We start from the raw sequence: 25,189 nt of genomic DNA on the forward strand, positions 1-25,189 counted from the left end.
AAAATAACATGCCATCTCTATCTAGTCTTCTCTTACTAAGTGGAAATCTAGTTCTTCTAAAGGGGTGTTTAGATATTTTCCGTCTTGGCGAAAAATTTCTAATTCTAATGGATAAAAATCCAATCCGATCACGAGAACTGCCTGAACCATAACCTGGTCATAGTCGACAGCATCGCCAACAAAGGCAGAGGCTTCATATCCTTGTCGCTCGACGTTGATTTGATCAGGTCGAGACAGTCGTAAACAATATCCGTCGCCCATGTTTCTTGCGAGTAATTCTGCAACTGAATGCACGACAAGCAGAGTATCTTTCCCTTGCCATAATCGAGCGACGAGACTCGCCTCTGCTTTTGTGAGCTTTCTCCATTTCTTAGCGGGTTCGAATCGATCCGACATTAATCGCTCCATCATCGAACTTATAAGCGGAATAGCGGACAGTAACGCCTTGTACATTGACAGGGTTGTGTCCACCCACCCCCCCGGGTGGAAGAGCCTGGACGTCGCGAACGATCAAGTCTTGACGAATGGCATTTTGCACCTGATTTACATCAAGCCCTTTGCTTTCCACCCATCGCATAGCATGGGAACTATCGTTCTTATTGGTTCCCCAATGGATTACGAGTTCATCTCGTGTGAAGAAATTTACTAAGTTTCGTAATAATGAAACCCCGCGACCAGCCGGCACCAAAGCAACTTCCGGATATACACCCTGTAGTCCCGGCTCCAGAGAAGCAGTGCGCGCAGCCGCCTCTCGCTCAATTTGCGAGGGTGCCGCCTTACACATCACACTACCACTCCCAAGGCAGGCTTTATGCGCCATTTGGTTGTAGAGATACCCAAAGGCAGATGTCATGGCGCCGTTGGCGAATTGTCCACCACCGATGACTGAGACTGTTCCACCCACCGCGACGGTCATGGCGAATCGCTCATAGTCCTCCCAGCCCTTTGTATTGACCGTCATCAGCTTACCCGCCACGGCAGAGGCGGCACCGCGCAGGCACCCACCGCCCTGCAACTCTCCACTGGCACATCCTACGGCCGCATGCCCCGCATAGATCAGGTTCCCTTTAAGGCCACCCGCCCAACCAAACCCTGCCCCAATAATTGCCCCTTTTACCGAAGCTTCGAAGTCCCCGCCCGTTGCCACCATCGTTCCGGAGAAACCTCCTAGAGCGCCGGCCGCCACGCTAGCTCCGCTCCATCCTCCGAAATTTGCCAGGTACCATTGCCCCGTCATATAGCCCACCCCAATGGACAGGCCCATGCGCCCGACCTTGGACTCAGCGATGCTGCTGACCCCCTTGGCGACACTGCCGATGAGATCCCCGACGGCATCAAAGATATCGTTTATAAAGCTAAGGAGTCCATACCCTGACAGATCGACACCATTGAGCGGACTGTTAAATGCATAGGAGTAGCGGTTGTAGGACTGCAGGTTGTACGGGGCCTGGATCATCGGATCGGCGCTCGTGAAGCGGCCGATGCGCCGATCGTAGATCCGCCCATTCATGTGCACGAGCCCCACTTCTTCGAGGTGCTCGTGCCCCGTAAAGCCCCGATCCGTATTGACGCCTGCCAGCGTATTGCCCGGATCGGTCGTGCCGTTGGGGAACTGCCGCTTGCCCCACGCATCGTAGGCCAGCCGCTCGACCACCGCGCCGGTCTCGTCCGAGATCGCGTTGGTTAAACCCGGATGATCCTTGTGCAGATAGCGTAGCGTCGTCACATTGGTACTGCGCGTCGTGTAGATCGCAACCGTGCCGCTCGAGGCGGTGATGTAGTGCTTGTGTTCGGTCACCCGCCGGTCTTGACCTCCTTCTCGTAGAAGAGGCCGCTGACGCTGTCCGGATGCACGTAGTACACCGTGCCCGAGGGGCGATCTGCTTGACCCGCTGATGCGTGTCGTCGTACACGAAGGACAGCGTGGTGCCGTTGCCGGTGATCGTGGCCGGCATATTGAAGCCGGTGTAGGTTACCGTGTGACCCGCCCCCGTCAGCATGCTGCCGTTGGCATCGTAGGTGTAGGTCAGCGTACCGTCATCGCGCAAAATACTTGCGACGGTGTGCGGCCGGACGCTGTTCGCGCCGCTGGTGTTGTGGTACGGTGGCCTGCCCAGCAACCATAGCGCCCTCGTCAGCAGCACGGCCGCGCTGATCGCCCTCAAGAGGGGAGTCGAACATCCCGCTTTCGGCGTAGCTATCACGCTGGCCTTTATCGTCACGCTCGACGCCAGCAGCCTGCGCCGGCAAGTGGGCAAGCACGCGACGGCAATCAACAAACTGGCCGTAGGGTGTTTCGGTCATCCACCGCCTCTGACCGCATGGGGCATACTCGTTGGAAATTGCCGCTGGTATCGGCATTGGCATCGCCGTGGCCTTCGCAGTAAATCCAATTTTGACCTGATGGAGTATTCCGATCACCAAGGACGGGCGCACGACAGTTCGCATGTCGTCGCCATCAGTTACAGGCAGACATGGCGCCAAAGAGTAAAAACCTAAGAAACACCTCGGTCGACAAAAAACTCCGCGCTCAACCTTGACGAAATGCGGTCAAGCGCCGGAAAATCCATGTTTTCCGGCGCAGCCAGCCATCATGATTTTTACATCATATTTTTAGTGATTTTTTCTTTGAAAAATTCGAAACCGTTGCACGATGGACTGATTTTCCTCTCCATCTTGTTGCCCACCTTGTATTTCGATACCGCATTGGGTTTTTCATCGATCGCCGCCTACGGCTGGGCCCTGTCCGCATGCGGGCTCGTCGCACTGCATGTGTCCTCTGGACAGCGGTTCGAGATCGACCGGCGCCTGATATTATTGGCGGCCATCATCGCCGCCTATTTCGTCGCCCGATATATTCTCGTTCCTCCCGTTTCCAGCCGATCTCTGAAAAATACGCTGATGATCGGCTTCGGCTGCGTGCTGACTCCCACGCTCGTTCATGCCTACAACCAGTACTCCGACGCAACCACAAAAGCCATCAAGCTGTGCCTTGCGCTCCACCTGACGGTCATGGTCGCGCAGCTCATCGCATGGTACGGCTGGGGCTATGATCTGGACATAGGCAATGCCTTGGGAGGAGAGGGACACCGATCGCTCCAGGGAGATTTGTACCGGCCGACCGGGGTTTTTGACGAACCAGCCCTTTACGCCATGGTCATGGCCGGGCTCTGCATTGCACTTTATGTCCGCCAGAGAAAAATGACCACGCTCTGGTGGGCGGGCATGATATCCCTTGTGCTTACCTCGTCGCTGCTCGCTCTGGTCGTTTTTTTCCTGATTCTCTTATTCATCAACATTCGTGTCGGCCTGATCGCGATAGTCGTTTACTTCGGCGGACAATATTTTCTTTCACAAATAATCCCGAGCGACGCCTACAGTCCGCTGGGACATGCCGTGACCCGTTCGGCCGAGGTTGGAAACAACAATGATCCGAGCACGCAGGTAAAATTCCAGGTAATCGAAGAATTTTTGAAAACCCCAACGCTGTGGGCAACCGGCTATGGACTGGAAGGCTATATCAGCGGCGACCCGATGTACTACCAGGCGCTGAACGACCTGACCTTTCCCATCACCACTCTTACCACCTACGGCCTGGTTGTCGGCATCGTCATCCTGCTTGTTTTTTCTGCCTACTTGTTCACGAGCTACCGGCCATCAACATTATTACTGATAGGGGTATTCCTGCTGAAGGGCGCGTACTTCCATCTTCCCTTCCTGTGGCTGTTCTTCGCCATCAGTCCCGATGCAATCGCCGCCGGCTCTGCATGGAACCGTTGGCTTGCATGGCGTCGGTCGAAACGACATGACACGGACTGCAGAGCAGTTCGCCAGGCATGATCCGCGCACGCATCTTCTGAAAACCGTGGCACCCAGGGGCTCCAGGGCAAGGAGCACGGGTATGCGGGCTCGCGCGAGCATCACGAAGGCATCTATCCGAAGAAAGCTCTGAATCTGCTTGAATGCCGCGACTATCGATATAGGCCCGCCCTCCATGCGTTTCGACCGCTGCGCAAATCTGCTGCGAAATCCCAGCATACATAGTCTGGCATGGCTATCCATGGAGAAGGCCGTGCAACTGGCCTTTTCCTTCATATCCATAGGAATCATTGCCCGGGCACTGGGTCCCCAGCATTACGGCGAATTTCAGTACGTACTTGCCGTGCTGTTCATTTTTTCCGCAGTTACGCTGGGCTGCGGAGCGGAAGTCATCGCTCCGGATCTGGTGAAACTGTCCTACGTAAAATCCCGGCAAGGCATCCTGGGTTCTGCACTATTGATCCGGTTGGCCCTTGGCGGCGTTGCCATGCTTCTCATGGCAACGAGCGGATTGTTTTGGTTCAGCGGCACGGTCGGACAAGGGGTGGCCATCATGGCGCTGAGTCTGCTCATCGCGGAACCCTTCAATATCCTGCGGATCATCAGAGAATCCGCGTCCAATACCAGAGTGATCGCGCGCATCCGCTTCCAGACAAGTGTCCTGAAGCTGGTGGCTATCGCCGGGGTCGCCGCGCTGGGCGGCGGTGTCCTCTCGATGCTGGCAATCTACCTGGCTGAAACCATCGTCATCGCCGCTGCCTACGTCTACCTCATCGCGGATGACGGGCGGCCCTGGGACTGGCGTCCAACGCGGCGACACACGGCGAGATTGCTTCGGGCGAGCGTCCCCGTATGGTTAGGGCTTGCCTTGATGATAGGCATGCAGCGCATGGACCGGCTGGTTCTAGGCATTTCACTGCCGCCAGCGATTTTTGGCGAATACGCCGCGGCCATGAGTCTGATGGATAGTGTCATGTTCTTCGGGCCTGTCGTCATGACAGCCCTGGCCCCAAGACTCTTGTATCGACATGAGAACCTGTCAATAGTGGCCAGAAACGCCGGACGGCTCTTGATAATATTGACGTGCCTGGGGCTCGCAGCCGTCATTGGTTTTTATCTCTTCTCCGGTTTACTTACCACCGCGATTTTTGGGGAAAGATTCGTGCAAGTGCAGGAAATCTTGCGCGCAGCCTCGTGGATCACGGTAGTCGGTTTCTTCGATACCGGGGTCACGGCCTTGTTGGTACGCCTGAGGTACTTCAGGTTGATTGCCGCGAAGTGGCTGGGCGGATTCCTGGTGTGCTTCCTGGTGCTGTGGCTGGGCGATCGGGGCGAATGGCTGACTGGCATCGCCGGGCTGATCGCTGGATATACGACCGCCGCATCAATCGGCATGGGTACCGTATTTTTCAAGCTTCGTAAATCGCGTATGGGAGTGCGTGCGCTTTGAGAATCGTCTCAGTCTACGATGAGTTCAGGATAAAAGGCGGAGTCGAGCGCGTCATGAGCTTGATGAGCAGCCACTGGGCGGAACAAGGCCACGAAGTGACGCTACTGATCAGGCAAGAACCCGTCATTCCTCCGTACGATCTCGATGCGAGGGTGGCGGTTCACAGCCTGGGCGGGAAAGAAAGGAGCAGCCGCTGGCAACGTCTGCTCGAGTACTGGAAGGCTCTACGCCGCCTGAAACAGAGTGCGGCGCTGGCCTCGGCCGATGTCGTGGTCGCAAATGGCCCCTGGTCGGCCCTGCTCCTGCTCATGCTCGGCCGAAGGTTCAAACTGGTGATATGCGACCACAACAACCCGCGCGGGTTTGGACGGCACACTCGCTGGTTATGCCGGTTGCTGTACCCCAGGGCCCACGCCCTGATCGCACTGACCTCCACGCAACGACGCTACTATGAAGCGCACGGATACAACCGGCTTGTCGTGCAAATACCGAATCCGGTAAACCTCGTGCCGTCCGCTGGACGGACAAGACAGCCAATTGTTCTAGCCGTGGGACGTTGCAGCCATCAAAAGGGGTTCGACCTGTTGTTGGCGGCATGGCATCTCATAAGGAGTGATGTTGCCGGTTGGCGCCTGTCGATAATCGGCGAAGGTGAACTGCGCACACAGCTGGAGCGGCAGGCCCAGGAACTGGACCTGGGAAGTTCGGTCGAGTTTCTTCCCTTTTCGAACGATCTGGCTTCGTTCTACGAGACCGCGTCACTGCTGGCGGTGAGTTCTCGATTCGAAGGTTTTCCCCTGGTCATGCTGGAGGCTCAAACCTGCGGACTGCCCATCGTCTCGTTCGATTGCGACTTCGGTCCGCGGGACATCATCACGGATCAGGTCGACGGCCTGCTGTGCGCCCCGGAAGATGTTGGTGCGCTGGCCAAGGGAATAAAAACGCTGATCGACGCCCCCGCCGTCAGACAAGCCATGAGCCTCGTAGCGCTGAAGACAGCGCAGGCTTACAGGATGGAGAAAGTAGGCGCGCTGTGGGATGCGCTATTCAAGCAATTGGAAACAGGCAGGTGACACGCCAGACACGTGACACAGCAGCCCCGTCTTCAGGACGGCAACTGCTGTAGCAGGCAGCTCACGATCCGTTCGGCGGCGCGGCCATCTCCGTAGGGATTGTGCCTTTCCGCCATGGCGCGATATTTTTCCGTGGAATCCAGCAGGGCCCAGGCCTCGTCCAGAATCCTGTCCGAATCGGTCCCCACGAGCTTGACCGTTCCCGCCTCCACGGCTTCGGGCCGCTCGGTCGTATCCCGCATGACCAGGACTGGCTTGCCCAACGACGGCGCCTCTTCCTGGACGCCTCCCGAATCGGTCAGGATGAGGTACGAGCGCTGCATCAGCCACACGAAGGACATGTAGTCGCACGGCTCGATCAGGTGCACGTTCCTGATTTTCCCCAGCACCCGCTGAACCGGCTCTCGCACCTGCGGGTTCAAATGGACGGGATAGACGATGTCGAGATCTTTCCGCTGCGCCAGTTGTTTCAACGCCGCGCAGATCTGTTCGAAACCGGCTCCGAAATTCTCGCGCCGATGTCCGGTCACCAGGATCATGCGGGCATCCTGGCGAATGAAGGAAAAACGCGCACGCATCTCCAGTTCCAGCGTTTCGCTCTTCAAACGCGCAGCCGTTTCGAGCAAGGCGTCCACGACAGTATTACCCACGACGTGAATGTTGCTTGCGGCGATCCCTTCGCCCTGCAGGTTCCGCTGCGCCGTCGTCGTCGGAGCGAAATGGAAGCGGGTCAACACCGAAGTCAGTTGGCGGTTGGCCTCTTCCGGCCACGGCGAAAGCAGATTGTGCGTGCGCAAGCCGGCTTCGACGTGGCCCACGGGAATCTTGTGATAGAAGGCCGCCAACGCGCCAGCGAAGGTCGTGCTGGTGTCTCCATGGACGAGCACGAGGTTCGGCCTGGATGCCGACAAGACCTCATCCATCCGAGTCAGAATGCGGGAAGTGATGTCCGACAGGGACTGGTTCTTCTTCATGACGCTCAGGTCGTAGGCGGGCTTCATCCGGAACCAGTCAAGAACCTGATCCAGCATTTCCCGGTGCTGTCCCGTAACGCACACTTCCGCCTGCACGCCCTTGGCGGCCATCAGCGCCTTGTATACCGGCGCCATCTTGATGGCTTCGGGGCGAGTGCCAAATACGAGTAGGACTTTCATCATTTCACCCGGTCATTCCTGCGCGCCGCAATCCGGCCGCGCACGTACTCGGCATAAAACCCGGCATAGTTCTCCTCGTAATAGTTCTCGTACTCCGTATCCCATTTCATCCGGGCATTTCGGCCACGCCTTTCGATCTCTGCCGGGCCGACATCAGCCAGCCACTGCAGAATAGGGGCTTCACCTTCGTCCAATGCCCAGCCCGTTTCATATTGACCGACCTTGTCCCCGGGTGGCGTCCCCTTCGTCGTCAGCAACGGTCGCCCCAGCAGCAGATGCTCGTAATACTTGTTGGGAGCGGCAAAGCGGTGATTGGGCACGGTCAGGTAATAGAAACCCGCCACGACGTCCATCGACGACATCAAGGAGAGGCCCGCCGCCACGTCCATCGCGCCATGGAACGTCACGTTTTCATGCTGTCGGGCCGCCTCTCGCGCCAACGGCGCCACCGGACCATAACCGGCCAGATGCAACTCCACCTTGCCCGCCGAGCGTGTGCAGGCGGCAATCAGATCTTCCAGTCCCCTGTTGCGTTCCTCCAGGACACCGAAATAGCCGATACGTATCGGCACCTGCGGCTGAACCGCCCGATAGGACAAGTCGTGCCCGGACACTGGCACGTTTTCAAGCACCCGGATGCGGGAAGACGGGCGCAAGCCATGCTGTTCGTAGCGTGATGCATCGGCCAGCAGGACGAGATCGGCCTTGCTCGCCACCCAGGATTCCAGCGTGTCGATCACAGCCGCGACCGGGCCCGCCATGCCGCGGGTCTCCGTATATTTGTCGTAGAGGTCGAACACGAAAGGCACCCGGCGCAAGCGACTGAACACGTAGGCGGGAAGACAGGAGTCGAAATCCACACCGTGGACGAGATCGATATCGCGCCGGTTGTGCCACAGCCACCGCAATACGAAACCATTCCAAAGCACGAGATTCAGCACGTTCCGCCAGCCGCCTCCCAGCGGAGCCGGGCGCCGGTAAAAGGCGTCGTTGGCTTCGTCCACATTCGGAATGCTCTCGCCCCGCAGCCAGCCCAGGGCGACAGTCCGCATGCCGGCTTCCGCCAAGGCCTGCCGGTATTTCCGCATCCTTCCATCGAGCTGGGGAACATGTGAGCGGATGAAAACTATCATGCTGAATTCGACGACGGCCGCTCAGCCGAACGGCCGGAAAAGAAATGCTTTCCCACGCCTCTGCAGGCGTAGTGAGCGAACAGATACGCGGAGCGAACGGCCGAAAACTTCAGCACCTCGCGATAGACGCGCCACTGCCATTGTGCCGCACGCAGCTTGGAACCCGATAGCGATGCGCTGGATTTGGTGTAGGTGGCAAGCACCTGGCGAACGCACAACGCCGGCCCGTATTTTTTCGTCAAAGCCAGCCAGGTCAGGTAGTCTTCATTGACTTCCTCGGGCATCAGAAAAGTGCCTGTCCGTGTGCGATCGACCAAGACCGTGGAACAGCCCAGCACATTGCCTTTCAGCAGGTCGCCATAGCCGGCGGTTCCGTCGATCCGGACCAGGCCGCAGTCTGCGCCATGCTGGTCCACGACACGGTAACTCGTCGCGGCCAGGGCAAGGCCGGAATCGGACAGGGCTGCCAGTTGCACCCGAAGTTTTTCAGGGTCCCACCTGTCGTCCGCGTCGATAAAGGCTACGAACTCCCCCCTGCAACGGCGCAACGCGGTATTGCGGGCGGGAGCGACGCCTTTGCCCGAGTCCGTGCTCAGCACACGGACCCTGGCATCCTTCTTCCCGAATGCCTCGGCAAGACGACGAGTCGCGTCGACGGAATGGTCGTCCACGACATAGAGCTCGAGTTCGCCGTACTCCTGGGCAAGCACCGACTCGATGGCCGCAGCAAGGGTCGCAGCCGAGTTGTACGCAGGCATGACGACCGAGACAAGGCCGGAAATGAAAGGCTCGTTCACATCAGACATGTTTCAGGCGATGCCTCCGGCAAGATGAACATGGCCATGCGCTTCCACCTCACCCATTCAGCCCCTGCCATAGGCATCCTCGAACCTGACGATATCGTCCTCGCCCAGGTACTCCCCGCTTTGCACTTCGATCATGACAAGATCGATGATCCCCGGGTTCTCCAGCCGGTGCTTGTGGCCAGAAGGGATATACGTGGACTCGTTGCTACGCACGAGGAAAGTCTGATCTCCATTCGTCACGCTCGCCATGCCGCTTACGACGACCCAATGCTCGCTGCGATGGTGGTGCATCTGCAGGGAAAGGGTCTGCCCGGGATGAACGACGATGCGTTTGATCTTGTACCGCTGCGCCTCTTCCAAGACCGTATAGGTGCCCCAAGGACGGTGGACCGTTCGATGAATCTGGTAGGCATCGTCCCCACGTTGCTTGAGCCGCGCCACGACCTGCTTGATGTCCTGCAAGTTGTCCCGATGTGCGACCAGCAAGGCATCGGGCGTATCGACGATGACCAGATCCTTCAAACCTACGGTACCGACGACCCTGGCATCGCTATGGACATAGCAATTCACGGTATCGACCGCGATGACGTCGCCATCGATCCGGTTGCCGTCGCCGTCCTTGGGAAACAGCTCGCCGAACGCCGCCCAGGACCCGATGTCGCTCCAGCCTATGTCGCAAGGCACGACCGACGCCCTTTCGGTTTTTTCCATGAGAGCGTGATCGACGGAAATATCAGGCGCGAGGGCAAAGGCCGCCTCGTCGAGCATGACCTGCCATTCGTGGCGCCCTTCCAGCACGCGCGCCGATGCGGCGCTTTGCTCGGCGAACTGCCAGACATCGGCTGCGTGCAACTTCAGCTCGGCCTCGGCCACGTCGGCGCGCACGCAGAACATGCCCGAATTCCAAAGATATCGGCCACTGGCAAGAAACTCCTGCGCCCGTTCCTGGGTAGGCTTTTCAACGAACCGCAGCACGTCGGATCCCGATGCCTCGATGTAGCCATAGCCTGTCTCCGGCGCGTCCGGGCGGATTCCGAACGTCACGATCCTGCCGGACTCTGCCAGTCGAACCGCCTGCTCCACGGCCTGCGTGAACGCGGGAATATCCTCGATCAGGTGGTCGGCGGTCAGAAACAGCAATACCTCCTGCGGCCCGAATCGCCGAGACACAGTCGCCGCGGCGGCGGCGAAGGCCGGCGCCGTGTTGCGTCCCACAGGCTCCAGGATCATGCCGCATTCGATTTCGGACAGGCCAAGCGCCCGATATTCATCCATCGTCTTGAACGACAGCAACCGGTTCGTGACCGTAATGACCCGGGAGACGCCGTCGAGCCCGATGGCCCGCCGATACGCCTTCTGGAGAAAACTTTCACCATCCGCCAAACGAATGAAAGGCTTGGGATGCAGTTCCCGAGACACCGGCCACAGGCGCGTACCCTTGCCTCCGGAGAGGATGATTGGAACAAGTCCCATCTGGCAGTAGTCCTAGAAGACGAAGAAAAAAAGCCCGACACGGGGCCGGCCGACGGCGAAGCCGCAGTTTAACCCGACCATCTCGCTCATCCACGGGAATACCCGCGCTTTTCGTTACAATGCCCACGCGCCGGTCCGGTATGGTTGGCGCCATGTCATCCAGCCTTCGAGGTCACGCCTTGCAGCGAGCTTCCAGCCCGACCCTGCTCGTCACCGGCGGCGCCGGCTACATCGGGCCCCATACCCTGATCGAGCTCATCCAAGCCGGCTATCGCCCGATCGTCCTCGATGATTTTTCGAACGGTTCGATGCATGCGCTCAGGCGTGTCGAAGCGTTGACCGGCCATGCCCTCGAGGTCATCGAAGGAGATATCAGGAATGCCGCCACGCTGGATGCAGTATTTCGCCAGGCCGCGGCACGCGGAGCCTCCGTCCAGGGGGTGGTGCACTTCGCCGGCCTGAAAGCGGTGGGCGAATCCGTCGCTGCACCGCTGGACTACTACCAGACCAACGTCGCCGGGACGCTGACCCTGCTGCAGGCGATGGACCGGGCACGGGTCCGCACCATCGTCTTCAGTTCATCCGCAACCGTTTACGGTATTCCGCGCGAACAGCCGTACACCGAAAGGCATCCGATCGCGCCGGTGAATCCGTATGGCCAGACGAAAGCCATGGTGGAGCAAGTCCTGCGTGACTGGTGCGCGGCGTTCCCCGAACGACGGGCCATTTGTCTGCGGTATTTCAACCCCATCGGAGCCCATCCCAGCGGGATGCTGGGAGAGGCGCCGCAGGGCATACCCAACAACCTTTTTCCGTTCATCACCCAGGTCGCGGTTGGCAAACGTTCCCATCTGAACATCTTCGGCAACGACTACCCCACGGTGGATGGAACCGGGGTGCGCGACTATATCCATGTCGTGGACCTGGCCATCGGCCACGTCAAGGCACTTGAACACGCCCAGGAAACGATGGGGGGCTTTACCGCAATCAACCTGGGCACAGGACGGGGCACCAGCGTCCTGGAGTTGGTGCGCACTTTCAGCACGGTCAGCGGCAGAAAGATCCCCTACGAGTTCCAACCCCGCCGCCCCGGCGACATCGCCGAATGCTGGGCCGACCCCTCCGCCGCCCAGGCTCTCCTGGGCTGGCAAGCCACCCGCACCCTGGAAGACATGTGTGCCGACGGCTGGCGCTGGCAATCGCAGAATCCGGACGGCTACGCGTCCTGACCCGGCCTACCCCGCCAGCAACGCCCCCGCCCCCGGCACCACGGCCTCCAGCCCCAGCCTCTCCAGCATCCCCCTGACCGTACACACCGCCGTCGAGACCACCGGCACCTCCAGCCGGTCCTGCACCACCTGTATCGCCGGCAGCGACGGCATCTGCACGCACGCCGACAGCACCACGGCGTCGACGCCGCGGGTATTCAGCGTCTTCACGTCCTCGACCAGTTGCATGGGGTCGCGCCGGCCGACCTCCAGGTTGTCGGGGATCTCGAAGCACTTGGCGTCGACCACCTCGATACCTTCGTTCTCGATGTACTTCACGACGAGGTCGGTCAGCGGGCGCATGTAGGGGGCCATGAGCGAGATGCGCTTGGCGCCCAGGCGGTGCAATCCCTCGACCAGCGCGCCGGCCGAGGTCATGACGGGCGCGTCGCAGTGGTTGGCGCGCGCGACCTCGGCCAGCTCGCGTTCGGTCTGGCGGTGGTAGCCCAGGCCCATGGCCATGATGGCGACCAGGCAGGCGGTGCTCATGACATCCACGCGGGCGTCGGCCAGTTCGGCGGCGCAGCGCAGGCCTTCGCGGTTCATGGCTTCGAGTTCTTCCTTGGTGACCTTGTGCATGCGCATGCGGCTGGAATGGAAGGTGAAGCGTTCGGGCCGGATGGCCTCGCGGGCGCGGAGCATGGCCGGGATTTCCGTCTCCATGGTGGTGTTGGAGCTGGGGACGATCTGGCCGATGCGGTAGAGGCGGGATGTCATGGCGTTTCCTGCGCGGTTTAGTCGAGGGTGATATTAGCGAGCTTGACGACGGATTCGAAGCGCTGGGTATCGGCCTTGACGGCCTGGGCCAGGTCGGCGGCCGAGGCGGGCCAGGCTTCGAAGCCGAAGGTGTCGAACTGTTTGCGCACGTCGGGCTCGGCCACGGCCTTGGCGACGCCGCTGTTGATGGCGTCGATGGCGGCCTTGGGGGTGCCCTTGGGCGCGAACAGGGCGACCCAGGTCTTGAGTTCGAAGTTGGCCGGACCGCCGGCCTCCGAGACGGTGGGCACGCCGGAATACAGGGCCAGGCGCCTGGGCGCGGCCAGGGCCAGCAGCTTGACCTTCTTGGCCTGGTAGAGCTGGGCCACGGTGGCGGCGGTGCCGAAGGCCCAGTCGACTTCGCCGGTGGCGACGGCGGTGTAGAGCTGCGGCAGTTCCTTGAAGGGCACGTGGGTCATGTGGGTGCCGGTCTGGGTCTGGAACATGGAGGCGCCGATGTGCGCGACGCTGCCCAGGCCCCAGGTGCCGTAGGTCTGGTTGCCTCCCTTGGCCTTGGCGTCGGCGATGAGGTCGGCGACGTTGTTCCAGGGGGACTTGGCCGAGACGACGATGAAGAAGTTGGTGGTGTAGACGGGCGAGGCGGGCTCGAAGTCGGCAACGGGGTCGAAGGGCAGTTTCTTGTACAGGTGCGGGTGCAGGGTCATGTGGGTGTTGTCGACCACGACCAGGGACAGGCCGTCGGGCGCGGCGCGCTTGACGTCGCCGATGGCGAGCCAGCCGTTGGCGCCAGGCTTGTTCTCGACGATGATGGGCTGGCCCCAGGTCTTGGACAGTTTTTCGCCGACCAGTCGGGTGACGGCGTCGGGACCGCTGCCGACCGAGTACGGCAGGACGATCCGCACGGGCTTGGAGGGATAGGCGGGGGCCTGGGCACCGGCATGGCCGGCGCCCAGGGCCAGGACTAGGGCGGCGGCGCCGCGCAGGATGGTTTTCATGGTGTCTCCTCGTGTGTGTTTCGTTGGTGTGGGGGAATCAGGCTGTCGCGGGCGTCCGCTGGTGGCAGGACAGCGCCTCGCACGCGGCCGCGAAATGGGGGTCGCGCTGTTTCAGGTCTTCATGGCTGACCTGGCCGGTGCGCCGCATGTAGTCGTAGGCGAACGAGACCGGGTCGAGATGCATCTTGTCGGCGACGTTTTCGTACCAGTCCAGGCTGCGCGCGGCGGCGTTCTGGAAGCTGGACGAAGCGGGGCGGCGCTGGGTTTCGAAGGCGGCGAAGGCTTGCTGCAGGTCGCCGGGGTGGCGCACCAGCCCCTGGTGCAGGGCGATGGCGTCCTGCATGGCCATGCGCGTGCCGGAGCCCAGCGAGAAGTGCACGGTGCGCAGCGCATCGCCCAGCAGGACGATGTTGCCGCAGGTCCAGCGTTCGTTGCGGACGATGTTGGCCTCGAACCAGAGCGAGCGATTGGTCAGGAGTTCGTTGCCGCCCAGTTCGGGACGGAACACGTCGGCGCAGTAGCGGCGGCTCTCGTCCTCGCTGGCTTCGTGCAGGCCGGCGCGCCGCCAGGTGTCGGGATCGACCTCGACCAGGAAGGTGCTCAGTTCGGGGCTGTACTGGTAGCTGTGGGCGATGAACACGCCGTGCGGGGTCTCGCGGAAGATGAGCGAGACCGGGTGGAAGCGCTGGCGGGTGCCGTACCAGGCGAATTTGTTGCGCCGCTTCTCGAAGCTGGGCTGGAAGTGGTCGGCGAACTGCTTGCGCACGGCGCTGTTGCCGCCGTCGGCCGCCACCACCAGGTCCACCTCGCGCGCCAGCGCGGATACGTCGTCGATCCGGCGGTCGTGTTCGATCTCGATCCCCTCGCGCCGGCAGGCGTCTTCCAGCACGCGCAGCATGTCGATGCGGGCGGTGCGCGAGAAGTGGTTGCCGTGGACCTGGACGTGGGTGCCGCGGTGGACGATCTCCATGTAGTCGCAGCGTTCGTGGTGGGCCACGAAGGCCTTGAAGAACTCGGGATCGGCCTCCTGCAGGAAGGACAGGCCGACGTCCGAGAACACGACGCCCCAGCCGTAGGTGGCGCCGGCGGGGTTCTGTTCGTAGACGTGGATCTGGTGGGACGGGTCGTGCTTCTTGGCCAGCAGCGAGAAGTACAGGCCGGCGGGGCCGGCTCCGATGACGGCGATTTTCATGATGCGGGGCTCCCTGCCGTCGCGGCGGCGCCGCAGGCGGCCTGATAAGAGGACAAGGCGTCGCGCAGCACGCCGGGCACGGGGATGGCCCGGCGTTCGCCGCGGGCGACGCAGATGGGGGTCAGCTTGGCGATGAAGGCGGTCTGCCCGGCCGCCGTGGTGGCGGTGATGTCGAGCGCGTAGGTGTGCTGGCGGATGTCCTCCACGGTCACGCGCATGTCGAATTCGTCGTCCGGCCACAACGAACCGCGGAAGTCGAACGACAGCGCGCGGCTGGGCGTGCCGAAGCCGAGCTCGTCCTTGACGCGCTGGGGCGTGGAATCGAACAGCATGCCGTAGAACAGTTCGACGGCGGAGATGACGTATTCGCCGAAGGTCACGGTGTAGACCACGCCGGCGGGGTCGCAGTCGCCCCATTTGACGCGGCGGCGCACGACGAAGGGCGTGCTCGAGAGCACGTGTTCGGTGCTGGTCATGCCGGGCTCCCTTGCCCGGGATCCTGGTCCTGGGCACCGGTCTCGCCCGCCAGCTTCTCGGCGATCATGCGCTTGAGCGCGGGCTTGTCCAGCTTGCCCACCTTGGTCACCGGGAAGGCGTCGATCACTTCGACCCGCTCGGGGCACTTGTACTTGGCCAGGCCCTGGGCGACCAGGAAGTCCGCCAGTTCCTTGACCTGCGGCGCGGTCTGCCCGGGGCGCGGCACGATGTAGATGCAGCCCTTCTCGCCATAGACGGGATCGGGCATGGCCACCAGCCGCGCCTCGGCCACCGCCGGGTGCGCGCCCACCAGCCCTTCGACCTCCTCGCAGCCTATCTTCTCGCCGCCGCGGTTGATGTTGTCGCGCAGCCGGCCTTCGAAGGCGTAGCAGGTGACGCCGTCGACCACGTGGGCGGTCATCATGTCGCCGGTCCGATAGAAGCCGTCCGACGTATAGGCCTGGGCGTTCGCCTCGGGCGCGTTGAAGAAGCCCGGCAGCGTGGAGGGACCGCGGAAGCACAGTTCGCCCATCTGTCCGGGCGCCACCGGCTTTTCCGAATCGGGCTCCAGCAGGCGCAGTTCGTCCTGCGGGCAGCCGGAGCAGCCCTGGGTCTGGAAACGCCTGGCGGCCGGCGCGTCGGGCGGGGACCCCAGCAGCAGCCCCTCGGTGATGCCGAACAGGTTGGAACAAGGCACGCCCAGGTGCGCCTCCAGGCGATCGGCGCGGCTCATGGTGATGAACAGGCGCAAGGCCGACAGATCGTGCCTGGCCAGGTCCGGATAGGTCATGAGCTGCGGGGCGATGGGGCCGATGGAGACGGCGCGGGTGACCCGGTGTTCCTCGATCAGCTCCAGCATGCGGACGAGGTCCAGCCTGGGCATCAGCACGGCGGACACGCCCATGGCGAATACCGGGATCAGCACGTACACCTGGGCCGCGTTGTGCAGCAACGGCAGCGCCCACATGAAGCGGTCGTCTTCGCGCAGCTTGTACATGCCCGCGCAGGCCAGCGCATGGCCGAGGTATTCGGCATGAAAGCGCGGAATGATCTTGGGCATCCCCGTCGTGCCGCCCGAGAGCTGGAAACTCAGCACGTCGCCCAGTCCCGGCGGCGCCTCGGCCAGGCGCCGGCGCGCGGCCGCGAGCGGCATGCCGGCGATCAGGTCGCGCAGGGACAGCCCGCCCTCGCCCGCCGGCCCACGCGCGACGACCAGATGGCGCAGCGTATCGCTGCCTTCGGCCATCTTGCGGGCGAAGGCAGCAAGGTCGAAGCTGGGATGGAAATCGGCCTGCACGAAATAGCCGCGCGCCGCCGATTGCCGGATCAGTTGGCCGATCTCCAGTTCGCGATGCTGGGGCAGCGAGCAGACGGGCACGATGCCGGCCTTGTAGCAGGCCGCCAGCGCCAGTACGGTTTCCAGCGTGGTGCCCATCTGGAAGATGGCGCGGTCGCCGGGCGCGAGGCCCGCTTCCAGCAGCGCAGCGCCGAGCCGTTCCGATTGCTCGTCCAGTTCCTGGAAGCTCAGGCTGCCCTCGTCGGAGATGAACGCCGTCTTGCCGGGCAGGCGCCGCGCCGTGGCGCGCAGGGCGTCGCCCACCGAGGACCGCATCCACGCGCCGCTGTCCAGGTAGGATGCGGCGCGTTCGGCCGGATGGTAGATGACCCCTTCTATCGGGTGCCGTATGTCTTGCATGGTGGTCTCCTCCGCCCTGACTTCAGGCGGCCTCTGGAACGATGCGGACCCGGTCCCGGTCCAGCGTTTCGATGCGGCCCTGCACGCCGCCAGTGAACAGGCCATACCAGATGGCGGGCTTGAGTCCCAGCGTCTTGCGGCGGAACTCGATGGGGCCGTCGCTTTCGATGCGGTCGTAGTCGCCCAGGGCCTGTACGCGGCAATCGCCGCGGCCGCGCGCATCCTCGACGATGGCGGCGAACTCGCGCACGCGGGGCACGAAGATGCGCACCGCCGGCGTGGCCTGCGCCTGGCCGGGCTGCACGTGCTCGGCCACCAGCCGGGCCTTGCGCGACCAGATTTCGGCGATGTCCGACACGCGCCGCTGTCCGGCCCGGGCCTCGTCCTCGGCTTCCAGCGCGGCCTGCAGCGTCAGGTGGCCGTCCAGGGCATCCACCTGGGTCAGCGGACGCAGCTTGCGCGTGAACTCGATGAAGTAGCCGTTCGGATCGCGCACGTAGATCGACTCGATCACTTCATGGGTGGTCTCGACCGACACCTGCAGGCCGGCATCCTCCAGCTTCTTCTTCCACGCGCGCAGCTCGTCCTGCCCCTGGACCAGCCAGGCGGTGTGGGTGGCGTCGAACACGTGGTCGTCGGGCACGGGCGCCATGACCGGACGGTCGCGCATGGCCTCGGGCGGCTCCGAGCCCAGGTAATAAAAAAAGGCGATGGTGCTGCCGTTGCCGCTGTCGAAGAAGAAATGCAGGAAGTCCGGATGCGTGGCCGGCCCCCAGCCGCGCGCCGAGATCACGTGGATCAGGGGCAGGCCCAGGATGTCCCGGTAGAACGCGACGGTCTCGCGCAGCTTCCAGGTGGGACGCGCGGTGTGATCGACGCCGCGCAGCGCCAGCCCGTGGGCGGATGGCGCCCCGGGAGCGGCTGCGGTCGTCTTGCCTGCCAGCGTGGCGCTGGCGTTCGGGCTGCTGCTCATGTCGTTTCCCCTTGCCTATGGATGATGGTCAGTGCGCGAAACGCTCGCGCAGCCAGGCCGCCAGCTGGCGGCCGGCCTCGTAGCGGCCCGGCTCCTCGCCCTCGGTCAGCGCGCGGCCGTGGTGGTCGCCGCGCACCCGCAGATGGCGCTTGTCGGCCGTGGCCAGGGCGTCGTGGATGGCGCGCACGTCGCCCGGGAAGCAGGCCTGGTCGCCCGTGTATTCGATGACCAGGGTAGGCTGGACGATGGCACCCGCGGCAGCGGCCAGGCTGGCGTTGGACGACAGGCCGGACCAGGTCGACAGCCAGCTCTCGGGCGTGCAGAAGCGCGCGAAGCCGACGGCGCCGTAGTTCGAGGCGTAGGGATCGCGGCCCCACAGCGAACCGGGATGCCGATCCGACGGATCCAGGCCGAGGTCCAGGCAGCGCAGGTCGGCATCGGTGCGCCAGACCGTCATCACGGGGGTATGGGCAGCCGCCCGGCGCTCGGCCTGGGAGGCATCCTCGCGGCCCTTGAGCGCCTTGCGCGCCGCCAGCCGCTGGGCGATGAACTGCCGCGCCAGCGCATCCAGCCGTTCCACGCGGGCGCGCTGGGCCTGCCGGTAGCGCGCGACGAACTCCGGCGCATAGCGCGCCTGTCCGCCGGGGCGATAGCCGTTGCCGGGATTCAGCGGATCCAGGGCGGGGTCGACCGACAGCGCGTCCCCTTCGTCCAGCACCGAGGGATCGATGCAATTCATCAGCAGCGCGCCCTGCCCGGGATGCGGTCCCACCAGCACCAGCCCCTGGACCCCGGGCATCTCCAGCCCGGCCAGGCCGGACGGCCTGCCGCCCGGGGTGCGGGCGATGCGCTCGGCGGGCGGAAGCGAGGACTGCTGGACGTAGAAGGAATACAGGCCCGCGCCGCCCGAATTGCCCAGCAGCACGATGTGCTCGAACCCCTGGCCCCGCAGGAAGGCCAGCCCGGCGGCCACGTCGTGCAGCGCGGTCTCGTGCTCCAGGCGCAGGTCGTTGCCGACCGAGCGCGCGCCCTGCGACCAGGCCGCGTAGCCGGCGCCGACGATGTCGGGGATGAGGTAGTGGCAGGCCATGAATTCGCGCGGGTGCATCACGCACACGACGGTCCGGGGCCGGGGGCCCGCGGGCAGGTACAGCGAACCCGTGGTGGCGGCGTCGTCATCGGTGCGCAGGACGACGTTGCGGGTGGAGGCGCCGGCCGGAAGATCGCGGGGGTTCCAGTCGGTGTTCAAGAATCCTGCGGTGACGTGCTGGGGGGCGTTGGCGCCGGTGCTCACGATGGGTCTCCTGGTGACGCGGACGGCTGGTGCAACCGTCTTTTGTCACATTCGACTATTTTTTGACTAATATGTCAATACACGTAGAAATTCAGACAGACGTGTCAAAAAAATTCGCGACCATCCCCGTTTTCCCTGGGAAGACGGGGTTTCGACATGCCATAATCGGCCCCTGGGCCGGCACCCGTTCCGGCCGCATATCCTGGAAAGTCCCTATCCGTGAACGAGCTTCCCACCAAGGCGACGATGAAAGGGGAAGTCCTGCGCAGCGCCATCCTGGACGCCGCCGCCAAGCTCTTCATCGAACGCGGCACGGGCGGCACCAGCATGCAGGACATCGCCGAATCGCTGGGCCTGAGCCGTACCGCCGTCTACTACTACTTCAAGAACAAGGACGCGATCCTGCGGGCGCTGACCGAGGAGATCCTGACCTCGGCCCGGGAACTGGCCAACGCCGCCGTCTCCCGCCAGGACCGCGATCCGGCCGAAGCCCTGCGGGAGCTGGTCACCGACTACGCCAACCTCATCCTGTCGCGCCCGGCCGAGTTCCGCGTGGCCGACCGCAATGAATCGGATCTCACGCAGCGCCAGCGCGCCTCCATGCATACGGCGCGCCGTAGCGTGCTGGCGGACTTCAGCGGCATCATCGAACGCGGCATCCAGCTCGGCCATTTCCGCATGGCCGACCCCCACGTCGCGGCCTTCGGGCTGATCGGCATGTGCAACTGGACCGCGTGGTGGTTCAAGCCCAGCGGGCGCCTGGGCCAGCAGGAAGTGGCCGAGGCCATCGCCGACATGGCCATCCACGCCCTGCGGCGCGACGAGTCGCGCCGGGCACGGGTGCCGGACGTCAAGGAATCCCTGCGGCTGTTGCGCGAGGACCTGGCCTACCTGGAGAAGCTGGTGGTGCCCGACGAGGACGCATCCGCCGGCCAGCGCAAGTAGCTGTCCGCCAGATCGCGGAACGCCCCGGCGCCCGCGTCGACGCCGGTCTCCTCGGCCATCAGCCTCCCGACCTCGTCCGCCAGCTCGCGAGCCAGGCGGACATCCAGGAACAGCAGGCGCGAGCGGCGCGCCAGCACGTCCTCGACCGTGCGCGCGTATTCGTGGCGCGCGGCAAAGCGCACCATGGCCTCGGTCAGTCCGCCCCCCAGTTCGCGATCGGCGCCCGGCAGGGCAAGCACCGCATCCCGTTCGCTGCCATATCCCCACAGGCCCGGCGCATCGCCGATGCTGTGCCTGCCCGGCTCGGCCCCCACCAGGGGATGGTCGGCCGTCGCGCAGGGGCCGGCGGATTTCAACAGGCCGGCATCCAGGCAGGCATCCACCGTGTCCTGGGCCATGGCCCGGTACGTGGTCCATTTGCCGCCGGCCACGGTGACCAGTCCGTCGTCCTCGACCCGCACCACGTGCTCGCGGCTGACATCCTTGGTGCTGGCGTGTTCCGCCGGGCGCACCAGCGGACGCAGGCCCGCCCAGGCACTGGAGACGTCGCGGACACCTGGCGCGCGCGCCAGGTAGCGGCCGGCCTCGCCCAGCAGGAAGTCCACTTCCTCGGCCAGCGGGCGCGGCTCCAGCTCCTGGCTGGGCCGGGGCGTATCGGTGGTGCCGATAACGGTCCTGCCCATCCAGGGCAACGCGAACAGCACCCGGCCGTCGCGCGTGCGGGGCACCAGCAGCGCCCGGTCCCCGGGCAGGAAGTCGCGCGATACGACCACGTGCGCGCCCTGGCTGAACACGATGGTGTCCTCGACCGCCTCCGCGCGGGCGTCCAGGCGCCGCACCGCGTCGACCCAGATGCCCGCGGCGTTCACCACGCAGGCGGCGCGCAGGACGTACGAGCGGCCGGTTTCGCGGTCCTCGCACCGCACGCCGGCCACCCTGCCCTGTTCACGGACCAGGCCGACGGCGGCGCAATGGTTGACCAGCAGCGCTCCCTCGCGCGCCGCGGTGCGCGCCAGTGCGATGGCCAGCCGGGCATCGTCGAACTGGCCGTCCCAATATTCGATGCCGCCGCGCAGCCCCTGCGTCCGCAGCCCGGGCTGGCGGGCCGTGATGGCCCGCGCGTCCAGCCAGCGCGTGCGCCCCAGGCCGGCCTTGCCGGCCAGCACGTCGTACAGGACCAGGCCCGTTCCGTAGTACGGTTTTTCCCAGAACCGGTAGGCGGGCACGACGAAGGGCAGCGGCTGCGCCAGGTGCGGCGCGTTGCGCAACAGGATCTGCCGTTCTCGCAAAGCCTCGCGCACCAGCGGAAAATTGCGTTGCTCCAGGTAGCGCACGCCGCCGTGCACGAGCTTGGTCGCGCGCGAGGAGGTGCCCTTGGCGAAGTCATGGGCCTCGACCAGCACCACGCGCAGGCCTCGCGTGGCCGCATCCAGCGCCACGCCCAGGCCGGTGGCGCCGCCGCCTATCACCGCCACGTCGTAATCCCGGGGCTCGGCCAGCCGGGCCAGCAACCCGGCCCGGTCGGTACGCAGCGGCGCCTGCGTGGACACGGTCAAGTCCGGGCCCACGCGCGGGAGCGCGCGACCGCCTCGCGCCAGCGCTCGACCTTGGCACGGCGGGCGGTCTCGGACATCGACGGCTCGAAGCGCCGGTCCAGCGCCCATTGCGAGGCGATCTCGGCCCCGTCGGCCCAGAACCCCGTGGCCAGGCCCGCCAGGTGGGCCGCGCCCAGCGCCGTCGTCTCGGTAACCTGGGGCCGCACCACCGGTACGCCCAGGAAATCGGCCTGCATCTGCATCAGCAGGTCGTTGCCGCAGGCGCCGCCGTCCACCCTCAATTCCCGGATGGCCAGGCTGGAATCGCCCATCATCGCGGTCAGCGCATCGGTGGCCTGCAACGCGATCGACTCCAGCGCCGCGCGGGCGATGTGGGCGCGGGTCGTGCCGCGCGTCAGGCCGATCAGCGTGCCGCGCGCATAGGCGTCCCAGTCGGGCGCACCCAGTCCTGTGAAGGCCGGTACCAGGTAGACGTCGCCCGCGTCGGCCACGCTGGCGGCCAGCGGCTCGACCTCGGGGGCGCTGGCGATCATCTTCAAGCCGTCGCGCAGCCACTGGATGGTGGCGCCCGCCATGAACACCGACGCCTCCAGGCAATAGGCGGTGCGCGTGGCCGGATCGGCGGCGGCCGGCCCCTGCCAGCCGACCGTGGCCACCAGCTTGTTCTGGCTGGGCATGGGCACGGTGCCGGTGTTCATCAGCATGAAGCAGCCGGTGCCATAGGTGTTCTTGACCATGCCGGGCTCGAAGCAGGCCTGCCCGAACGTGGCCGCCTGCTGGTCGCCCGCCACGCCCGCGATCGGCACCGCCGCGCCGAACAGATCGGGCTCGGTCTCGCCCAGTACCGCGCACGACGGCACCACGGCGGGCAGCACGCTGGCCGGGATGTCGAACACGTCCAGCAATTCCTCGTCCCAGGCCATGCGATGGATGTCGAACAGCAGCGTGCGCGAGGCATTGCTGGCGTCGGTGGCGTGCACGCGGCCGTTGGTCAGCTTCCAGATCAGCCAGGCGTCGACGGTGCCGAAAGCCAGTTCGCCGTTGCGCGCACGCTGCCTGGCGCCCGGCACGTGGTCCAGCAGCCATTGCAGCTTGGAGGCGGAAAAATAGGCGTCCAGCACCAGCCCGGTCTTGCGCTGGATCAGCGCCTCATGCCCTTCCCGGCGCAATTGGTCGCAGCGATCGGCCGTGCGCCGATCCTGCCAGACGATGGCATGCGCCACCGGTTTGCCGGTGATGCGGTCCCACAGCACCGTGGTCTCGCGCTGATTCGTGATGCCGATCGCGATGGCGGGCGCACGCGAATAACCGTTGCCCACGAGCGAGGTGGGAGCCCGCGCCAGGCAGGCACGAGCCACGGCCAGTTGCGATTGCCAGATGTCCTCGGGGTCGTGCTCGACCCAGCCCGGACGGGGGAATAACTGGGGGAATTCCTTCTGGGCGACGGCGACGATCTGCCCGGCGTGGTCGATCAGCAGGGCGCGCGAACTGGTCGTGCCCTGGTCCAGCGAAAGGATGTAGCGCATACGGAGGAGACCTAGTGAAACCTGCGTTGCGTGGAGGCGTCGGCCAAGACGCAGGCAGATGGTAGCGCGAGCGACGCCCGCGCGCATCTGGCCCGACCGTACCCCTCCCGCCCCGGCCCGCCCGGCGCCGCTACGCCGCCGGCGCGGAATCGCCCGCCCGTGCCGTGGCGGGCGGACGCAGCAGCATCGCGCACAGGACCGCGGCCACCGCGCCGCATGCGGCGCCCAGGGCGAAGGCCAGCTGGTAGCCGCCATTCAGCGCGGCCGCCTCGGCGGCGCCCCGCTCCAGCAGGAAACTCGTGCGCGCCGCCGCCAGGCTGGCCAGCACGGCCAGGCCCAGCGCGCCTCCCATCATGAACGAGGTATTCACCACCCCCGAGGCCAGTCCGGCATCGCGGGGGTCCACGTCGTTCATGGCCGCCAGCAGCATGGGGTTGAACGCGATGCCCGCGCCCAGGCCAAGCAGCGACATGGCGGGCAGCACATCGATCAGGAAATCGCCCTGGATCGGCGCGCGCGCGAACAGCGCCAGCCCCACCGACGCCAGCGCCAGCCCGCAGGCCAGCGGCGCGCGGATGCCGAAGCGCATCACCAGCCGCGCCGACAGGCCGAGCGAGAACACCGCCATGATGATGTTGGCCGGCAGGAAAGCAAGGCCCACCTGCATGGGGCTGTAGCCCAGCACCACTTGCAGGTACAGCGCGGAAATGAAGAAGGCGGCGAACATGGCGGCGGCCCACAGCACGCCCGCCGCGTTGGCCGTGGCCACGTTGCGCAGCCGGAACAGCGCCAGGGGCATCAGCGGCGCGCGCACCCGGGACTCGATGGCCAGGAAAGCCGCCAGCAGGACGGCGGCGGCGCCCAGCAAGCCCAATGTATGGAAAGAGGTCCAGCCGCGTTCGTTGCCATTGACCACCGCATACACGGCCAGCATCAGCGAGGCGGTGATGGCCGCCGCGCCGGCCATGTCCAGCCGCTCGCCGGGCTGGCCGCCCTTCGCCGGCAGCAGCGCCATGCACAGGCCGTAGACGGCGGCGCCTATGGGCAGGTTGACCAGGAAGATCCAATGCCAGCTGAGCACGCTGGTCAGGAAGCCTCCCAGCAGCACGCCTATGCTGCCGCCCCCCGCGCACACGAAGCCGTAGACGCCCATGGCCTTGGCGCGGTCCTCCTGCTCGGGGAACAGCATCATGATCAGGGACAGCGACACCGCGGAAACCACCGCCCCGCCCAGGCCTTGCACCGCGCGCGCCGCCACCAGCACGGCCTGGGACTGGGCCAGCCCGCAGGCCAGCGACGCCAGGGTGAACAGCGCGATGCCGGCGACGAACAGCCGCCGGTGCCCGTACAGGTCGCCCAGCCGCCCGCCCAGCAGCAGGAAGCCGCCGAAAGTCAGCATGTAGGCGTTTACCACCCAGACCAGCGCGGTCTCGGAGAACTTCAGGTCATCGCGGATGGAAGGCAGCGCCACGTTGACGATCGTCGTGTCGAGCACGATCATCAGCACGCCCAGGCACAGCACCATCAGGGCCAGCCAGCGTTTGCGGCGGTCTAGGTCGGCAGTCACGGATGAGCTCCTCATGCCGGCACGCGGCATGGTGGATGGGTGGGGACGACAAATGTGTACAGCGTACACAAAATA

22 protein-coding genes are annotated in these 25,189 nt (G+C 64.5%); 6 read left to right on the forward strand and 16 right to left on the reverse strand.

Features of this window, described 5'->3' with window-relative positions:
- Window positions 1-21 precede the first annotated feature (21 nt).
- Complete coding sequence (locus tag N5K27_RS07320; protein WP_132980562.1) at window positions 22-396, reverse strand: hypothetical protein; 375 nt, start codon at window positions 394-396, stop codon at window positions 22-24.
- Window positions 371-1,798: an RHS repeat-associated core domain-containing protein gene (locus N5K27_RS07325; RefSeq protein ID WP_165963333.1), complete on the reverse strand. Its 1,428-nt coding sequence runs from the start codon at window positions 1,796-1,798 to the stop codon at window positions 371-373. The genes N5K27_RS07320 and N5K27_RS07325 overlap by 26 nt, the downstream gene beginning before the upstream one ends.
- Before the next feature lie 293 nt (window positions 1,799-2,091).
- Here N5K27_RS07325 and N5K27_RS07330 point away from each other — a divergent pair, with 293 nt between their 5' ends.
- From N5K27_RS07330 to N5K27_RS07345, 4 genes are all read left to right on the forward strand, one after another.
- Window positions 2,092-2,499 carry a divergent PAP2 family protein gene (locus N5K27_RS07330; protein WP_243724670.1) on the forward strand — a complete coding sequence of 136 codons (408 nt, stop codon included), beginning with the start codon at window positions 2,092-2,094 and terminating at the stop codon, window positions 2,497-2,499.
- A gap of 69 nt (window positions 2,500-2,568) precedes the next feature.
- Window positions 2,569-3,840 carry a hypothetical protein gene (locus N5K27_RS07335; protein ID WP_087841648.1) on the forward strand — a complete coding sequence of 424 codons (1,272 nt, stop codon included), beginning with the start codon at window positions 2,569-2,571 and terminating at the stop codon, window positions 3,838-3,840.
- A gap of 220 nt (window positions 3,841-4,060) precedes the next feature.
- Window positions 4,061-5,269: an oligosaccharide flippase family protein gene (locus tag N5K27_RS07340; protein ID WP_279815516.1), complete on the forward strand. Its 1,209-nt coding sequence runs from the start codon at window positions 4,061-4,063 to the stop codon at window positions 5,267-5,269.
- Window positions 5,266-6,342 (forward strand): glycosyltransferase family 4 protein, encoded by a 1,077-nt coding sequence (locus tag N5K27_RS07345; protein ID WP_279815517.1) that lies wholly within the window; start codon window positions 5,266-5,268, stop codon window positions 6,340-6,342. Before N5K27_RS07340 ends, N5K27_RS07345 begins: the two co-directional genes overlap by 4 nt.
- Window positions 6,343-6,374: 32 nt before the next feature.
- Here N5K27_RS07345 and wecB read toward each other — a convergent pair whose 3' ends face one another.
- From wecB to N5K27_RS07365, 4 genes are read right to left on the reverse strand one after another with little or no spacing between them, the layout of a single operon-like run.
- Window positions 6,375-7,499, reverse strand: a complete 1,125-nt coding sequence (gene wecB / locus N5K27_RS07350; RefSeq protein WP_279815518.1) for a UDP-N-acetylglucosamine 2-epimerase (non-hydrolyzing) — start codon at window positions 7,497-7,499, stop codon at window positions 6,375-6,377.
- The gene (locus tag N5K27_RS07355) at window positions 7,496-8,629 is read right to left on the reverse strand and encodes a glycosyltransferase (protein WP_279815519.1); all 1,134 of its coding nucleotides are present in this window, start codon (window positions 8,627-8,629) and stop codon (window positions 7,496-7,498) included. The genes wecB and N5K27_RS07355 overlap by 4 nt, the downstream gene beginning before the upstream one ends.
- On the reverse strand, window positions 8,626-9,435 hold the full coding sequence (locus N5K27_RS07360; protein WP_279815520.1) for a glycosyltransferase family 2 protein: 810 nt from the start codon (window positions 9,433-9,435) through the stop codon (window positions 8,626-8,628). Before N5K27_RS07360 ends, N5K27_RS07355 begins: the two co-directional genes overlap by 4 nt.
- Before the next feature lie 57 nt (window positions 9,436-9,492).
- On the reverse strand, window positions 9,493-10,908 hold the full coding sequence (locus N5K27_RS07365; protein ID WP_087841653.1) for a mannose-1-phosphate guanylyltransferase/mannose-6-phosphate isomerase: 1,416 nt from the start codon (window positions 10,906-10,908) through the stop codon (window positions 9,493-9,495).
- A 152-nt stretch (window positions 10,909-11,060) separates the two neighbouring features.
- Between N5K27_RS07365 and galE the strand changes: the two genes are divergently transcribed.
- Window positions 11,061-12,137, forward strand: a complete 1,077-nt coding sequence (galE, locus tag N5K27_RS07370) for a UDP-glucose 4-epimerase GalE (protein ID WP_279815522.1) — start codon at window positions 11,061-11,063, stop codon at window positions 12,135-12,137.
- 6 nt (window positions 12,138-12,143) lie between these two features.
- Here galE and N5K27_RS07375 read toward each other — a convergent pair whose 3' ends face one another.
- From N5K27_RS07375 to N5K27_RS07405, 7 genes are read right to left on the reverse strand one after another with little or no spacing between them, the layout of a single operon-like run.
- Window positions 12,144-12,893: an Asp/Glu racemase gene (locus tag N5K27_RS07375; protein ID WP_279815523.1), complete on the reverse strand. Its 750-nt coding sequence runs from the start codon at window positions 12,891-12,893 to the stop codon at window positions 12,144-12,146.
- 17 nt (window positions 12,894-12,910) lie between these two features.
- Window positions 12,911-13,888 carry a tripartite tricarboxylate transporter substrate binding protein gene (locus N5K27_RS07380; protein ID WP_087841655.1) on the reverse strand — a complete coding sequence of 326 codons (978 nt, stop codon included), beginning with the start codon at window positions 13,886-13,888 and terminating at the stop codon, window positions 12,911-12,913.
- 37 nt (window positions 13,889-13,925) lie between these two features.
- On the reverse strand, window positions 13,926-15,080 hold the full coding sequence (locus N5K27_RS07385) for an FAD-dependent monooxygenase (RefSeq protein WP_087841656.1): 1,155 nt from the start codon (window positions 15,078-15,080) through the stop codon (window positions 13,926-13,928).
- On the reverse strand, window positions 15,077-15,556 hold the full coding sequence (locus N5K27_RS07390) for a thioesterase family protein (RefSeq protein ID WP_279815524.1): 480 nt from the start codon (window positions 15,554-15,556) through the stop codon (window positions 15,077-15,079). Before N5K27_RS07390 ends, N5K27_RS07385 begins: the two co-directional genes overlap by 4 nt.
- Window positions 15,553-17,253 carry an AMP-binding protein gene (locus tag N5K27_RS07395; RefSeq protein ID WP_087841658.1) on the reverse strand — a complete coding sequence of 567 codons (1,701 nt, stop codon included), beginning with the start codon at window positions 17,251-17,253 and terminating at the stop codon, window positions 15,553-15,555. Before N5K27_RS07395 ends, N5K27_RS07390 begins: the two co-directional genes overlap by 4 nt.
- Window positions 17,254-17,275: 22 nt before the next feature.
- Window positions 17,276-18,226 (reverse strand): VOC family protein, encoded by a 951-nt coding sequence (locus N5K27_RS07400; protein ID WP_279815526.1) that lies wholly within the window; start codon window positions 18,224-18,226, stop codon window positions 17,276-17,278.
- A gap of 28 nt (window positions 18,227-18,254) precedes the next feature.
- Complete coding sequence (locus N5K27_RS07405) at window positions 18,255-19,520, reverse strand: alpha/beta hydrolase (RefSeq protein ID WP_279815527.1); 1,266 nt, start codon at window positions 19,518-19,520, stop codon at window positions 18,255-18,257.
- A gap of 219 nt (window positions 19,521-19,739) precedes the next feature.
- On the opposite strand from N5K27_RS07405, the gene N5K27_RS07410 reads away from it, so the two are divergent.
- Complete coding sequence (locus N5K27_RS07410; RefSeq protein WP_279815529.1) at window positions 19,740-20,465, forward strand: TetR/AcrR family transcriptional regulator; 726 nt, start codon at window positions 19,740-19,742, stop codon at window positions 20,463-20,465.
- On the opposite strand, the gene N5K27_RS07415 is transcribed toward N5K27_RS07410, so the two are convergent.
- The 3 genes from N5K27_RS07415 to N5K27_RS07425 all read right to left on the reverse strand — a co-directional run bounded on the left by N5K27_RS07415 (window position 20,408) and on the right by N5K27_RS07425 (window position 25,114).
- On the reverse strand, window positions 20,408-22,015 hold the full coding sequence (locus N5K27_RS07415) for a glycerol-3-phosphate dehydrogenase/oxidase (RefSeq protein ID WP_347944421.1): 1,608 nt from the start codon (window positions 22,013-22,015) through the stop codon (window positions 20,408-20,410). The genes N5K27_RS07410 and N5K27_RS07415 overlap by 58 nt on opposite strands.
- A gap of 2 nt (window positions 22,016-22,017) precedes the next feature.
- Entirely contained in the window at window positions 22,018-23,547 is a 1,530-nt protein-coding gene (gene glpK / locus N5K27_RS07420; RefSeq protein ID WP_279815533.1) for a glycerol kinase GlpK, read from the reverse strand.
- 130 nt (window positions 23,548-23,677) lie between these two features.
- A complete protein-coding gene (locus tag N5K27_RS07425) occupies window positions 23,678-25,114 on the reverse strand; it encodes an MFS transporter (RefSeq protein WP_087841664.1) in 1,437 nt (478 codons plus the stop codon).
- Window positions 25,115-25,189: the final 75 nt, after the last annotated feature.

It is taken from the genome of Pigmentiphaga sp. GD03639, from assembly GCF_029845405.1.
Lineage (GTDB): Bacteria > Pseudomonadota > Gammaproteobacteria > Burkholderiales > Burkholderiaceae_B > Pigmentiphaga > Pigmentiphaga daeguensis.